12 protein-coding genes, 1 tRNA gene and 3 pseudogenes are annotated in these 14898 nt (G+C 54.4%); 6 read left to right on the top strand and 10 right to left on the bottom strand.

All coding sequences use genetic code 11. From position 1 onward, the window contains the following. Positions 1-16: 16 nt before the first annotated feature. Both TKWG_RS05750 and lnt read left to right on the top strand, forming a co-directional pair. Positions 17-915: pseudogene (locus tag TKWG_RS05750) on the top strand (HlyC/CorC family transporter). Positions 916-919: 4 nt separating this feature from the next. Further along, on the top strand, positions 920-2530 hold the full coding sequence (gene lnt / locus TKWG_RS05745; RefSeq protein ID WP_014749935.1) for an apolipoprotein N-acyltransferase: 1611 nt from the start codon (positions 920-922) through the stop codon (positions 2528-2530). Positions 2531-2629: 99 nt separating this feature from the next. Here lnt and TKWG_RS05740 read toward each other — a convergent pair whose 3' ends face one another. From TKWG_RS05740 to imuA, 7 genes and pseudogenes are all read right to left on the bottom strand, one after another. Then, positions 2630-3031, bottom strand: coding sequence for an OB-fold nucleic acid binding domain-containing protein (locus TKWG_RS05740; RefSeq protein WP_014749934.1), 402 nt, complete (start codon positions 3029-3031; stop codon positions 2630-2632). Further along, positions 3004-5863: pseudogene (locus TKWG_RS05735) on the bottom strand (error-prone DNA polymerase). Before TKWG_RS05735 ends, TKWG_RS05740 begins: the two are co-directional and overlap by 28 nt. Positions 5864-5965: 102 nt before the next feature. Further along, positions 5966-6178, bottom strand: a pseudogene (locus TKWG_RS22340) (PHP domain-containing protein); the annotation flags it as partial. Then, positions 6175-6639: a hypothetical protein gene (locus TKWG_RS24615; RefSeq protein ID WP_014749931.1), complete on the bottom strand. Its 465-nt coding sequence runs from the start codon at positions 6637-6639 to the stop codon at positions 6175-6177. The gene TKWG_RS24615 and the pseudogene TKWG_RS22340, both read right to left, overlap by 4 nt. A 17-nt stretch (positions 6640-6656) precedes the next feature. Next, complete coding sequence (locus TKWG_RS24610) at positions 6657-6881, bottom strand: DNA polymerase Y subunit UmuC family protein (RefSeq protein WP_238534320.1); 225 nt, start codon at positions 6879-6881, stop codon at positions 6657-6659. A gap of 41 nt (positions 6882-6922) precedes the next feature. Beyond that, positions 6923-7555: a Y-family DNA polymerase gene (locus TKWG_RS24605; protein WP_238534319.1), complete on the bottom strand. Its 633-nt coding sequence runs from the start codon at positions 7553-7555 to the stop codon at positions 6923-6925. 22 nt (positions 7556-7577) lie between these two features. Beyond that, on the bottom strand, positions 7578-8678 hold the full coding sequence (gene imuA / locus TKWG_RS05725) for a translesion DNA synthesis-associated protein ImuA (protein WP_238534318.1): 1101 nt from the start codon (positions 8676-8678) through the stop codon (positions 7578-7580). A gap of 155 nt (positions 8679-8833) precedes the next feature. Between imuA and TKWG_RS05720 the strand changes: the two genes are divergently transcribed. Further along, positions 8834-9133 (top strand): PepSY domain-containing protein, encoded by a 300-nt coding sequence (locus tag TKWG_RS05720; protein WP_014749927.1) that lies wholly within the window; start codon positions 8834-8836, stop codon positions 9131-9133. 227 nt (positions 9134-9360) lie between these two features. On the opposite strand, the gene TKWG_RS05715 is transcribed toward TKWG_RS05720, so the two are convergent. The 3 genes from TKWG_RS05715 to TKWG_RS05705 all read right to left on the bottom strand — a co-directional run bounded on the left by TKWG_RS05715 (position 9361) and on the right by TKWG_RS05705 (position 12092). After that, on the bottom strand, positions 9361-10224 hold the full coding sequence (locus tag TKWG_RS05715; RefSeq protein WP_014749926.1) for a transglutaminase-like domain-containing protein: 864 nt from the start codon (positions 10222-10224) through the stop codon (positions 9361-9363). A 582-nt stretch (positions 10225-10806) separates the two neighbouring features. Continuing rightward, a tRNA-OTHER gene (locus TKWG_RS05710) sits at positions 10807-10880 on the bottom strand. A gap of 318 nt (positions 10881-11198) precedes the next feature. Then, entirely contained in the window at positions 11199-12092 is an 894-nt protein-coding gene (locus tag TKWG_RS05705; RefSeq protein WP_014749925.1) for a LysR family transcriptional regulator, read from the bottom strand. Positions 12093-12239: 147 nt separating this feature from the next. Here TKWG_RS05705 and TKWG_RS05700 point away from each other — a divergent pair, with 147 nt between their 5' ends. The 3 genes from TKWG_RS05700 (at position 12240) to TKWG_RS05690 (ending at position 14817) form a co-directional block, all read left to right on the top strand. Then, positions 12240-13013 carry an SDR family oxidoreductase gene (locus TKWG_RS05700; RefSeq protein ID WP_014749924.1) on the top strand — a complete coding sequence of 258 codons (774 nt, stop codon included), beginning with the start codon at positions 12240-12242 and terminating at the stop codon, positions 13011-13013. A gap of 450 nt (positions 13014-13463) precedes the next feature. Beyond that, on the top strand, positions 13464-13718 hold the full coding sequence (locus TKWG_RS05695) for a hypothetical protein (protein ID WP_014749923.1): 255 nt from the start codon (positions 13464-13466) through the stop codon (positions 13716-13718). Positions 13719-14139: 421 nt separating this feature from the next. Beyond that, positions 14140-14817, top strand: coding sequence for a ZinT family metal-binding protein (locus TKWG_RS05690; RefSeq protein WP_014749922.1), 678 nt, complete (start codon positions 14140-14142; stop codon positions 14815-14817). Positions 14818-14898 lie beyond the last annotated feature (81 nt).

The raw sequence follows: 14898 nt of genomic DNA, 5'->3' as shown, positions 1-14898 counted from the left end.
AACTAGACGTCCAGAGATGTCAGATCCATACCCTTCCAACGATGCCGAGGCAGACAGTCAGCCAGGCAAAAAGCATACTTCCCGCTCACTTCTCCAGCGAATAAAAGGCCTGCTGGGCCAGAACGAACCCGAAGACCGGGACGATATCCAGGAGATCCTTTCTTCCGCGCATGATCGGGACATTATCGACGACGATTCCTATTCCATGATCGTCGGCTCTATCTCCTTCACCGAAAAAAACGTCAGCGACATCATGATCCCGCGTTCGCGCATGGATTTGCTCGATATCAGCAAACCCCTGGAAGAATTGCTTCCTATCGTGATCGATACGGCTCATTCGCGTTTTCCGGTATATGAAGAGGAAAAAGATAATATTATCGGTATCCTGCTGGCCAAGGATCTGCTGCGCTTTATCAACAATCCGCAAACTGATATTCGCAGTCTGGTCCGGCCTGCCAACTACATTCCTGAAACCAAGCGACTGAACCAGCTGCTACGCGATTTTCGCGAAACCGCAATCATATTGCCATTGTGATTGACGAATACGGCAGCATTGCCGGCCTGGTTACCATGGAAGATGTCCTGGAACAGATCGTGGGCGATATCGAAGACGAATACGACGACGATGCGCAAATGACCATCTTCCCGGAAACCGATACGTCCTGGCGCGTCATGGCCATCACCGACATCCGGCAATTGAACCAGACACTGCAGGTTGCCATTCCCGAAGACGATTACGATACGATCGGCGGCTGGCTGGCGGCAGAGCTGGATCATATCCCGCAACGCGGCGACAGCCACGATTTCCAGGGTTTGCGATTCCAGGTCCTGCGTGCCGATGCCCGGCGTGCCTTGTGGCTGCATGTCAAACGTCTGTCTGCCATGAGCAGCAGTCACAGTAAAACAGAATCCTGAGAACATGGTCTGGCTACTTCTCATAGCAGCCGGGGCCATTCATGCCCTGAGTTTTTCCCCGGACCCCCTGCCCGGCTGGACCCTGCCCTATATCCAGGTGCTGTCCATGGCGGTGCCCGCATTTATTGTCTTTAGCACAAGACATATCGGACGCGCCGCCCTGGCCGCTTTTACCTTCAGCACCAGCAGCTTCTGTGTAGGCGTGTACTGGCTGTACATCAGCATGAATCATTTCGGCGGCCTGGCAGCACCGCTTGCCGCTTTGGCCGTGTTGCTTTTTGCGCTTTATCTGTCTTTGTATGGTGCGCTTGCGGGCGCATGCACCGCCTGGCTGGGTCGCGACCTGAATGTCATGCGGGTACCGCAGGCACTGGGACGGCCGCTGTTATGGGCCTGTGCCTGGACGCTGGGTGAATGGTTGCGCGGTTTTATATTCACCGGTTTTCCCTGGAACAATATCGGCTACGCCCATACCAACAGCCTGCTGTCGGCCTGGGCGCCCGTTGCGGGCGTCTATGGCGTGGCCTTCCTGGCTGCGCTGGCCAGCGGGCTGGTTGCCTGCATCGTTTATTATGTGAAACACAACCGCACCGGCATCATGGCGGCCATGGCCAGTGCATTGCTGGGCATGTTCATCGTCAGTTTTGCGCTGTCACGTATTACATGGTTTGATAACCACGGCGCTGTCATGACGGTAAGGCTGGTGCAAGGCAATATTGCGCAGCAGATGAAATTTGATCCGGCGCAGTTGATGAGCTCACTGCAGACCCAGTTCGCGCTGGCCACACGCCCGGCGACAGACGCGCAACATGCGCCTTCGGTGATTATTTTCCCCGAAACCATTCTGCCGACATTTCAGGACAGGATGGCGCCGGAATTCTGGCAATCAGTTGTCGAGCTTGCTGATCAAATGAAAGCAACCCTGTTCATGGGCACACCCATGCACACGGCATCCGACGGTCAGGATCGTTATACGAACAGCGTGCTGGCGATCGACAGCAATACATCGGTGTCGGCCCTGATGCAAGGCCAGCAGGTGCCGGTCTATGACAAGCAACACCTGGTGCCGTTTGGCGAATTCGTTCCTTTGGGTTTTCGCTGGTTTGTTGATGCCCTTAACATCCCACTGGGCGACTTTGATCGCGGTGGCCAGGGCCAGGAAAGCTTTGCCGTCCACAATCAGCGATTCGCACCCAATATCTGCTATGAAGATGTCTTTGGCGAGGAATTGCTGCCCGCTGTGCGTACCCAGGCAGACGGCACGCCAGGCGCCAGCGTACTGTTCAACGTCAGCAATCTGGGCTGGTTTGGCAACACCTGGGCACTCAGACAGCACTTGCAGATCTCGCGCATGCGCAGTATGGAAACAGCAAGGCCCATGCTACGCGCCACCAATACCGGATCGACGGCGATCATTGATGCAACAGGTCGTGTCTTGTCGCTATTGCCCACGGCAACAGCCGGCATTCTGGATGTACAGATACAAGGCACGCAAGGCCTGACGCTATACACCCGGGTTGGGAACGGGTTGATCGTTGTAGTCAGCCTGTTGGGTCTGGCCATTGGATTCATTCAAAGGCGACGCACGCGCGCAGCAGATTCCGGCAGATCCTGAAGCCATGTCCGATAGTGACTCAGCCGGTGTAGCGGCTGGTGAAGACTGTCCGCCGACAGCGACTGTCGCGCCGCCGGCAGCTCCCGGCAATGAGCCTGCTTAATGAAAATTGCGGCTACGCGTCTGCAATTGACCCAGCAAATGTGTCAGATTGACCAGCCGCTCCACAATCACATGCTGTACACCATTGGCTGACTGCCAGCGCCCATAGGCCCCCATCAGACGGGAAGTAAGGAGCTCCTTGCGCTGGCGCTCTACCAGCGCTGGCCGCAGCAGCAGATTGATTTGCCCAAACTCATCTTCCAGCGTCACAAAAACGACGCCCTTGGCCGTGCCGGGGCGCTGCCTGACCGTGACGATACCGGCCGCACGCACCAGACGCCGATCAGGTTGCTCCTGCAGGACAGCAGAAGAGGAAAACCGCAGCTTGCTCAATGTGTCACGCAATAGTTCCAGGGGATGACGCCCCAGCGTCAGGCCCAGCGAATCATAATCGGCCACCAGCGACTGCCTTCCGTGAGCAGCGTCAGTTGCGGGCTCACCGTTTCATATACGGGTGCCTCCCGCAGAATATCTTTATCGGGCACACTGACAACCGCATCCCACAAGGCAGCCCTGCGATGACCGGCCAGGCTCTCCAGCGCATTGCCAGCTGCCAGTGCATTCAGGTCATGCCGGCTCAGATCAGCGCGCCGCGCCAGATCGGCAACAGACGCAAAGGGAGCCTGGACACGCGCCTGTACGATCCGCTGTGCCGCCGCCTCCTGCATTCCTTTAAGCTGATTCAACCCAAGCCGGACCGCCGGTTTGGGTTTTGACTGGGACTTGGACTGGCTGGAAAGACAATCAGACACGTGTTCAGCAGGTTCTACTGTGGGCTCTGTTGCAGGTTCTGCCGTGGGTGTAACAGTCGCTGTGTTTGCAGACCGGGAAACAGCAGGCTCCAATGTGGCTTCCCAGTGGCTGACCTGCACATCGACAGGCAGTATCTTTACCTTGTGTCGCCTGGCGTCCTGGATCAATGTTGAAGCACTGTAAAACCCCATGGGCAGGCTGTTGAGCAACGCCGCCAGAAAGGCCTGAGGTTCATGGCGCTTGAGCCAACTGCTGGCATAAGCCAGCAGCGCAAAGCTGGCGGCATGACTTTCTGGAAAACCATATTCGCCAAACCCCTGGATCTGGCGAAAAATCTGCTCGGCAAACTCCCTTTTATAGCCATTGGCTAACATGCCATCGATAATTTTGTTATAGAATTTTTCCAGCCCTCCTTTGCGCTTCCAGGCAGCCATGGAGCGCCGCAACGCATCGGCTTCCCCGCCGGTAAAGCCTGCTGCCTTCATGGCAATCTGCATCACCTGTTCCTGAAAAATCGGCACACCCAGCGTACGTTCCAGTGCTGACTTGACCGCTTCGCTTGGATAGCTTATCTTTTCAAGCCCCTGGCGTCGCCGCAGATAGGGGTGCACCATTCCTCCCTGTATCGGACCGGGGCGAATAATGGAAACCTCGATGACCAGATCGTAATAACAACGCGGCCGCAAGCGCGGCAGCATAGTCATTTGCGCGCGCGATTCAATCTGGAATACACCAATGGTATCGGCTTTGCAGATCATATCGTAGGTATCGGAATCTTCCAGGGGGATGTCCTGCATTCGAAAAAATGGCCTGCCGTATTGCAAGGCCACAAAATCCAGCGCCCGGCGAATAACACTGAGCATGCCCAGTGCCAGCACGTCGACCTTGAGAATACCCAAGGCATCCAGATCATCCTTGTCCCACTGCACCACGCTACGGTTTTCCATGGCGGCATTTTCGATGGGAACCAGCCGGCAAAGCGGGCCCTGCGACATGACAAAACCACCAGGATGCTGCGAAAGATGACGCGGAAAGCCCATGATTTTTTCTGCCAGATAAACCCATTGCATGGCAACAGAGGAAGTGCAATCCAGACCGCTCTCCTGCATGCGCGCCATCAGATTGGCACGACCATCCCAGTAATGATAGGAACGTGCCACCGCTTCGATAATGATGGGATCAACGCCTAACGCCTTGCCCGTGTCGCGCAATACGCTCTTGACCCGATAGGTGATCACCACGGCAGTGAGCGCGGCGCGATCCCGACCATATTTTTTATAAATATACTGGATGACTTCTTCGCGACGCTGATGCTCGAAATCAACATCAATATCAGGCGGCTCATTGCGCTCCTTGCTGATAAAGCGTTCGAACAGATTATTGCCAAGCACAGGATTGACTTCGGTAATACCCAAACAATAGCAAACAGCGCTATTGGCCGCCGACCCCCTGCCCTGACACAAAATGCCCTGAGCGCGGGCAAATTTCACAATGTCGTAGACCGTGAGGAAATAGGCTTCGTATTGCAGTTCGGCAATGAGCTGCAACTCATATTCCAACTGGCGGGTAACGCTATCCGGTATCTCTTTTTTAAAACGCCGCTGTGCGCCGGCATAGGTTTCCTGATGCAAATAGGCCGTCGCGCTCAGGTTTTCCGGACAGATGCCGCCAGGGTATTCATATTTGAGCTCTTTCAGATTGAACTGACATTGCAGCATTACTTCGAGCGTCTGCTCCAGGGCTGCGGGCGGATAGAGATTGGCCAGCGTCACCAGCTGGCGCAAATGGCGCTCGGCATTGGTCGCGCGTGCAAAGCCACACTCCTGCACACTTTTGCCCAGTCGGATTGCTGTCAGTGTGTCATGCACGGGTTTGCGTGAACGCACATGCATCTGCACCTGACCGGTTGCCACCAACGGCACCCCGGTGGCCTCTGAGACGGTCATCAGCCTGCTCTTGTGAGCCGCATCCTGCCCCTGGTGCAACAGCGTGAGCGCCAGCCAGCAGCGCCCGGCAAAGGCCTGGGCAACCCATTGGGCCTGAGCAGCATCTGTTCGTAGGATGAGCCATACTCAGGCACCAGCAGCCCAAGGCACTCGGGCAGGTTCTGTAAATGGGCCAGAGAAGGATCGGCAGGACTGCTTATGTCACTTGTCGTCAAATAATAATTGCCCTTGGTGGCACGCCGTCGTCCCAGGGTGATGAATTCGCACAGGTTGCCATAGCCTGGCGGGTTTGAGCAAGTACGAGCAGTTTCAGGGCGGGTGAATGCTCACCTGTATGCAGAGAAAAAACAGAACCCACAATCAGTTTCATCGGCAGGCGCAGCGGCGTTTCGGCAGGATCAGCACTATCGACAGTGCCTCCCGCCGATGTTGATGTTGATGCAAAGGCTGATGGCGATCCAGCGAGCGCAATGGATGAACCAGATGAAGCGGACGATGGCGTCTGCGACAGTTTAGATAGCCATGCAGGCAAAGACGGGAGTAAAGACGCGGTCTGCGTCGGATCGGATTGCCCCAGCACGTAGCCGGCCTTTTCCAATGCAATCTTTTTCCTGCGTTCCATTTCGTCCAGAATGGGCTTGTTCAGCCTTTCTACTTCCGCGTGGGCGCGCACCACCCCTGCCACGGAGCATTCGTCTGTGATGGCCAGCGCCATATAATTGAGTTCGAACGCCTGCTGCACCAGTTCCTCTGGATGAGACGCGCCCTGCAGAAAACTGTAATTGCTCTGGCAATACAGTTCGGCATAGTCGGGCAGCGCGTATGAAGAAAAAGAAGGCGTCGTCATATCCTTGTCCTGTTACCCGAAAACCCCGTGCAGAAACCAGCGCCACTGGCCATAGCGTTCTCGAAACAGCCAGTAGCGTACGCCGCTAGCATCTTGCGCAACAAAATAGTCTCTGAGCGCCCATCCTTCCCACCAGCCATCTTCGATTCTTTCGGGCCCCTGCACAATACGCAAGGCGAACCATACCAGGGGCGATGCTTGCGCACAGACAAGAGCAGCGGCTTTTCCAGCAGCCAGCAGGGTCGCGTCACACCGTCGACAACAGGCCCTGCAACAGAAGCCATGTTGGCCGGCCCCCACCGGTTTGCCACCTCGGGACGATGATCGGCGACCGGCTGCGGCGCCAATACCCGATCATGCCCCAGCCTGGCCAGAATAATTTCAAGAATCCGTTGGCGGTCCTGTGGCGTTCCCCCCCGCTCAGGAAACAGATCGTCAGCAACCGGCGCCGTCTCCTGCACTCTGGCCGCATCAAGGGTTACGGCAATAATAGGGCAGCCGGTTTCAAATGATGCAGATGCTCCTGCAACAAGCGCATCAGATGAGCCGGATCCCGGGTGGGAGCGGCGGTTGCCAATTCCACCCGGGATGGTTCGCGCGCATGACGACCACGCTCATGCTCAAGAAGCAGGACAAGCTGGGTGACCGCCCGCTGATGTCCCGCCAGCCACCCGCAAAGCTGCTCGATCAGCCGGCCTGCCACCCTGGCAACGGCGTCTGCATTGTCAGTTCGCTCAACCAGCTCTATCCGCCCCTGAAACTGCAGCGGCGCGACAACCCATTTGAATATTTCAGGTGTGTTCCCGTAGGCGGCATCAAGCGCCTGCAAAACCTGCCGGCTGGTGCGTCGCTGCAACCCGGCGCGTGGCAGTTGCCGCAAGGCCCCCAGAGTGCACAGCCAATGCTGCTCAGCCAGGCTTCATAAGGCTGCGCAGCCGGCAACGACCCGACTGGCAAGGCATCCAGCCGACGAACCTGGGTACCTGGTTTCAGACAGCGGCGCAAGTTCGCGCACGCAGCGGTCGCCAGCAGCCAGGCGCCGCCAGCCGTTGTCGCAATAGCGCAGCCTGCACTCAGGCAAAGCCCGTGCAAAGTACCCTGGATACGTCGGTAAAGCCGCCGGATGCCGCCAAAAAGACTAAGACTGGCGGTGACATCCAGCAACAGGGTATCCCGTTCTCCCAGCGCAAGCTCGGGCGTGTACTGCAACAACGCCAGCGATGCCGCCTGGATTGCCGAATGATGAATATGCTCATCATATTCGGTAAGCACAGCCTGGGGACACAGGGTATTGACGCCGCTGATGCGCATGCCGGGCTGCACACCTGCGGCCCGGGCCGCAGGTGAACACACCCGGACCAGGCCATGATCTATCACAACAGCCGCAGTGTTGCGCCAATCAGGACAGAGAGTGTCCAGCGTGGGGTGCAGCAAATGTACGGCGATCCATGTTCGCATGGCGGAACTCGGTAAAAGCAGCGGAATGGGGATCAGCAGCGTCCTCAGAATAGAGGTCCCTGCCGAACGCATCCGGATGAAGTGAGATATGGACAGGATGTTCACTGACACTGCCACGACGTTTGACAATATGCACGTGAAGCCCCGTAGGCACCGGATGCAGCGCAAGTCGCAAGGGGGCCGGAGAGGATTGCCGGGCAGCGGACAGGGCCCGAACCAGCACGAATAGCGTGTCACCCTTTTGCGCTGCCAATTGCAAGCGACGCAAGGCGCCATCGCGCAGGGCATGTTGCCATAACACCAGCGCCGCAAAAGCGCCACTGTTCAGGATATGTTCGGCCGCCCACAGGGCATCGGCCGTGCTTTGCGGAGCGAGCCAAAGCAGGCGGGAAGGTGCAACTCCCCAATGCGCCCACGCACAAGCCTGTGGCGCATACGGTGGCTGAATAAGCACGATAGGCCGTTGCTCGGGGCTGGCGCTGTCCAGACCCACAGCCGTTGAAGCGCGATGCAACGACTGCACCCTGTGCCCGCAAAAAACGGGCTTGAACAACTGGAGTTCCCCAATACCGGCACGGGGTGTCATGACCTCAATCAGATTGCCCAGAGGCCAGCCGCCACCGGGCAATTGGGCCGATATTTCAGGATAGCCGGTATGAGCGTAAAGTCCCGGGGAACGGGCAATTTGCGACGCTCGCCACAGCGAAGGGTGAATACGCTCCGGCGCAGCCAGGATAGAAGACGAGGCAGCGCCCTGCCCGACCTGTTGCGCCAGCATGTCTTTGGCTCTTGCCCCTGAAAAAGACACGTCTGAGAATAAGGCGCTGGCAGCAGGCAATCCGGCCGGAGCACCTGAGCGCCCGGCTAATTGCGAAGCACAGACAACCCCTTTGGGCACGCCTTCAGAGATGCTTTCGGGGTTACTTTCGGGGTTACTTTCGAGATTTCTTTCGAAGTTACCGTTAGACAGACTGCCAAAGCGAGAGTCCGACGCTGTTTCAACAAGGGTTCCGGAGGGTTTTTGCGCTGTATTTTTCATCATGGCAATTCCTTTAAGTACTGTATAAGTATACAGTATTTTTAAATCGCCATATCTTCGGAAAACCCAGGTATCAGAATCAAGACGGCCTCAACACGCGCGCAAATGTATTACACTGGTCGTGCTGTTTTTTTCCCCTTTACTCTCAGGAATGACTTATGAAAATGACCTCTTCCCTGCTTTTTTCACTGTTTATCATCGTCCCTGGCATGGCCGCTGCGCAATCGAATCACCAGCAGGAAGCCCAGGCCATCAGTGAGGCAAAAGTGACGCTTGCACAGGCAGTGCAAACGGCCGAATCAGAAACCGGCGCCAAAGCGGTCGAAGTGGATTTTGATCGTGAGAACAACGTCTGGTCATATGAAGTGACAACCCTCAAGCCCGGCACCAAATATGAACTGATCATTGATGCCAATACAGGCAAAGTCATCTCCCGCAAGGAAGAACAAAAGCAATAACGATCAGACAGGCGCCCGGTATTATCCGGGCGCCGCCAGCCAGGGCGCCTTGCCTGTGTTAACAACGGCAATACCAAGACCGCCATCTGATAATCCAGATATTACACTCAAGATATCACGACTCAAATATCTTGATTCTGATATTACAGGCGCCATTGCACCAATTCCCTTGTCCGACAAACGCTTTTCGCCTCACTTATCATAATGGTACAGACGCCTGGCAGTCCCTAACGGCCAATAATCGCCGCCTGTTCATCGCCTGCTTTCAAATGTAAATCCGAATACGGATCCTCCTGCTCAATATTGATGCGCATGCGGATGGGTTTTATATTGCCGAAAATAGTGGCAAAGGGCGTATCCTTGGCATCGTTGCCGCGTGCAATCACCACAAGATTATCGGGTGGCGCCAGCCTTGTGGGGTCAAATTTGATCCATCGCCCGCCCAGGTACACCTCAAAAATCGCGTGAAAATCCTGAGGGGGTTCTTCAAAATAGACATATCCCACGCAAAAACGGGCAGGTATATTCAATGCGCGGCAAAACGTGATGGCTAAATGGGCAAAATCCCGGCATACGCCCTTGCGTTTTTCAAACACGTCTGCTGCTGACGTGGTGGAGTCCGAGCACCCTACTTCATATTGGATATTTGCCTGTATCCAGTCAATAATTGACTCGACCAGCACAATACCGTCGCCCTGCGCACAAAAAAGAGCCTGCACCTGGGCTGACAGCACATCCGATTCACAATACCGGCTTGGCCGCAAGCAGGGGATGGTTTTCTTTGGTAGACGCCCGATGGGATAAATGGCTGCCTCGGACAGTCGCCTGGCATTATTGGTAACAACGCTGACCGTATAATCGACATTAATCGTTCCTGCTTGGGCAGGAAACGATACGAAGCGTCCGCCCATTGCATCAATATTCTTTTGAAAATAAACAGGCGTCATGCTCCCGTTGCTGTCGATATAATCCACCCCCAGGTGCTCTTCCAGAATCAATTGGCTTTTTTTGGAAACCAGCATGTTCAGAAAAAATTCACTCGCCGAAAATATCTCATATTCCAGCGAGGTTCTAATTCTTGTTACCAGCATCGTTACTCCATTTATATGTAATATGATCCGGCAGATCACCGTTGGTCGGCAAGCCGACTGCTTGACAACATAAAATGCAATCGACGCACGCTAAGCCATGGCCACCGCTGCCACGTCTTCTTCTTTTTTAACGATCCCCCCAACACATAAAACCGGTCTGATACTGCAAGAGAAACAGCCGGCCGCCAATCACGCCTGATACACCAGGAACATGTCGCGCCAGCTCATTGCCGCTGTCTGGCGTACCTCATAAGCCAAAGCAACGACTGCTGATTTTTTATTATCCGACGAACACCGTCTTTTTATTCAATAATAGGGGGAAATGAGGCTTTGCATGTTCAAGAACCAGCTGGGGTCGATTTACGCTTGCTGTTTTTCATCTGTCATAAGGACGCGCCTGGGACAAGAACGCATTGCCAAAAAAAAATTTTAGCAACCATGTCAGAACAGCGCCTGCATTCCCAAAGCCATGATCAGACCAGACATATGCAAAATACAACCCCGACATCGCGTAGGCACTGGACCATCGCTGACACTTATCAGCCTGCCGTCGAGCCAGCGCAATACCGGGGCGAAAATTCTTCCACAGGTACGGGTTCGAACCGTAAACCTCCTCGTGAAGTACTCGGATACTCTACCAGTTGAGCTACCTGTGGATTTTCTATTCTCCGGTAAACCGGTGACCGCATCAACTCAAAACGGAAGTGTAAACATATATAACAGAAATACCCGTTAAATATCTTCGGCGAGAGTTGTCCGCTTCAGCCAGATACTTGCTCATTTGGCTCGTGCCGACAATCCGCAAGGAACATCAGCACTCAAATAGAACCCATTGCCGGGCCGGACAAACATCTCTCTGATAATCAATTTCAAGAGTTGAACAAGTGACAAGACTTTGCCCTGTCGCTTGAATTTTGCCAGGCTGCTGAGCGCATCCGATCCCGGCAGGCCCATACTCCCTGTCCTGCCGGCTACTATGAATCGCTGAACACGTGCTCTTTGCACAACAAGTCGGACACCCAGTGCTGGAATATGCGGATACGTGCTGGTACATTGCGCCGCCGGGCATAAAGCAAAGTCAGCGGCATGGATGGCGCACGAAATTGCGGCAGCACTTCGATCAGTTCAGCAGACTCAAGCAGATCGCGCACATCAAATGCCGGAATCTGGATCAACCCCATTCCGGCAAGGGCGGCAGCCAGATAGCCCTCCACATTATTGACTGAAATCACGCTGTTCATGGCCACCACATTCAGTTTGCCCTGAGCCACGTATTCCCAGGCCGGCATTGCAGTGGGAAATCGCGAGGCATAAGTCACCACCTGATGCGTACCCAGCGCATCAGGTGTTGTAGGGGTGCCATTGCGTGCAAGATAAGCCGGGCTGGCACAGGTGATAATATCGATATCACCGAGTTTTCGGCATATCAAATCGGAGTCGCTCAATTCACCCACCCGTATGACGCAGTCGATGCCCTCTGAAACAATATCCACCATGCGATCGGTCATGCTCACCTCCAGCTCGACTTCCGGGTGCATCTCGATCAATGAAGGGAGCGCGGGAATGATGATGCGCCGGCCGATGCGGCTGGGCATATCGATTCTGAGGCGACCTGTCATTTGCTGTGAGGCCGGCTGAAACATCTGCTCGGACGCTTCGATCGCATCCACGATTTCACGCGCAGTCTTCACGAACTGCGCTCCCTCGAAGGTAGGCGTCATGCGACGCGTTGTACGGCGTAACAGTTGAACGCCCAACCGATCCTCCAGCTCCTGAATCAGGGTGGAAACCGTCGAGCGCGGCAAACGGAGCGCTTCAGCTGCCCGTGTGAAATTGCCGCTTTTCATCACCTGAATGAAGGCCTGCATTTGCCTGATCTTATCCATAAGCGCGCTATTGTTCGTAAATATTGACGTAAGACGTCAACAATAACAGCTTTATTTGAGATTCGCGATCAATTAATCTGTATGACAAACGTGACAATACGTCGCGTCCCAACTCCAGAGGAAAAACATATGTCCCGAAATACAATTGAAGGAAAAGTGGTTCTCATTGCGGGTGGCGCAAAAAACCTGGGCGGACTGCTGGCACGCGAATTTGCGCAGCACGGCGCAAAAGCCGTAGCCATTCACTATCATGGCAGCCAGGCCAGGCCTGCTGCCGAGCAGACGGTTGCTGCCATTGAGCAAGCCGGCGCCAAGGCAGTTGCCTTTCAGGCTGACCTGACCAGCGCGGCGGCAATGGAAAAACTGTTTGCCGACACCATTGCCGCAGTGGGCCGTCCGGACATCGCCATTAACACAGTTGGCATGGTTCTGAAAAAACCGATGGCCGAAGTCACAGAAGAGGAATTTGATCAATCCAGCGCCGTGAACGTCAAATCCGCTTTTTTCTTCCTCAAGGAAGCAGGCAAGGCAGTCAATGATAATGGCAAGATCTGTACCCTGGTCACGTCCCTGCTGGGCGCCTATACGCCTTTTTATTCAGCCTATGAAGGGCTGAAAGCACCCGTGGAACACTTCACCCGTGCGGCGTCAAAAGAGCTTGGCGCGCGAGGCATTTCGGTCACCGCCATCGGCCCCGGCCCCATGGACACACCATTCTTTTATCCAGCCGAAGGCAACGAGGCGGTGCAATATCATAAGACCGCCGCAGCCCTGTCACCCTTTTCCAAAACCGGACTGACGGATATTGAAGATATCGTGCCATGGGTTCGCTTCATGGTATCAGAAGGCTGGTGGATGACCGGCCAGACCATTCTGGTCAATGGTGGCTACACCACAAAATAATATCCTGCGGACTTGAACTGCCCCCGATGTACTGCGCCCCAAAGCCGGAGAGACTGGGCTGGTTTTTGGGGGCTGCTCAATCCTGCGGGACGAGCAAGCCGCATCTGCCCCTTGTTTTGCAGAAAAGTAAACCAAAAAACCTTGCGTGTGCGCCGTCGCTTTAATAGACCGAGGCACATCTGCCGCAATATCGCACAGCGCATGGCCTACGATCACGCCCAGTGTACAACCAGGATCATCAACCCTCATATACAGCACTTATGTCGACTGCGAAGCACGAGCAGAATTATTTCATATGTGATTGCATGTACGCCGGGCGCCGGATAGGTCTGTTGGCCACGCTCAAGCCATAGGCCCATTATCTGTTCAGGATACCGGATTGGTTTAGTCGCTATGCAGAAAACGCAATCGATGATTTAATAAGCATTCATTCTTTTTTGGGGAGAAAACATGATGCGTCAATTGTCGTCAACCAAAACCATTGTAGCCACCAGCCTTGTGCTGGTCAGCCTGCTGAGCGGATGCCAGGCGCTGGACGAAATGGAAGCAGATGGATACCGCAAGCAGTGTGCTACGCTGGGCATTCAACCTGGTTCGCCTCATTTTGACCAATGCATGCTGCAACAGCAGGCGCTTAGTGAGGAAGAAACCGAGAGATCGCTGGATCGGATACAAAGAGACGACGCCGCCAAACACAGAAAATAGTCCGCCGCGAACATAATATGCCAATTGTCATAATAGATAATAATACAAACAATGGCTACCGGTCCCCCGGCGACGTCCGGGGAACAGGCCTCAGACAGCCAAACATCTGCAGCTTTGGCCGCTCGGTAAAAAATGACATCTGTATAAACGCCAGCCGGCGAAGAATAAAAATGCACAGCTATTGGAAGTGCAAAAAAACAGGCTGGCATCAGCGTGACAAGTATTGTTCATGACATGACGCCGACGCTGCCAAATGCAAGCGGCGGGCCAGCTGACTATACAGAATCAGTACATAAAACGTCACCCCACCCGTGAAACACACCGCGAAGCTGATTGATTCGGATAAAGTTAATTGACGGCATTTATTGTTATGTTATAACATTTCAATCAATTACCAACCTACTACAGGATAGTCAATGTCATGAGCATTTCAACCAAGTTAATCCAGATCGCTGTTTTTTCCTGCGCACTGACCGCCAGCGCCGGTGCCCAGACACATCAACATGATCACGCCCACGGTCATTCCCACGATCATGCGCATGGCTCCGAAACAAATAAAAAAACCGCGGCTAAAGGTTTTTTTGCGGATACCGATGTCAAAGATCGCAGCCTGTCAGATTGGGCAGGAGACTGGCAGTCCATTTACCCGCTGTTGCAAAACGGCACGCTCGATAAGGTAATGGCGCATAAGGCAGAGCAGAAAAAAGACAAGACGGCAGAGCAATACAAGCAGTACTACGATGCCGGATACAAGACCGACATTGATCGTCTGGTCATCAAGGATGACACTTTCACTTTTTATCAAAATGGGAAAAATTACAGCGCTCAGTATAAATACGATGGCTACAAGATCCTGACATACAAAGCCGGCAACCGGGGCGTGCGTTACTTGTTCACCAAGCAACAAGGCGAAGCACAGGCACCGGGTTTTATCCAATTTAGTGACCACATTATTGCCCCGAAAAAGGCCGACCACTTTCATATATACTTCGGCAACGATGGCCACCAGAAACTAAGTGAAGAACTGCACAACTGGCCTACCTACTTTCCATCGGCATGGAAACCCAAAACCATTGTTCACGACCTGATGTACCATTAAGACAGCAATCGCCCGCCACATCGCCCTGCGCGGCGATGATGGGCCTGGATCAATATGCTGTTGCTTCTGTTGCCGTTTTGC

Origin of the sequence: Advenella kashmirensis WT001 (genome assembly GCF_000219915.2) — a bacterium.
In the GTDB taxonomy this organism is placed as follows: domain Bacteria; phylum Pseudomonadota; class Gammaproteobacteria; order Burkholderiales; family Burkholderiaceae_B; genus Advenella; species Advenella kashmirensis.
This window is presented reverse-complemented; position numbering and strand designations above follow the sequence as displayed.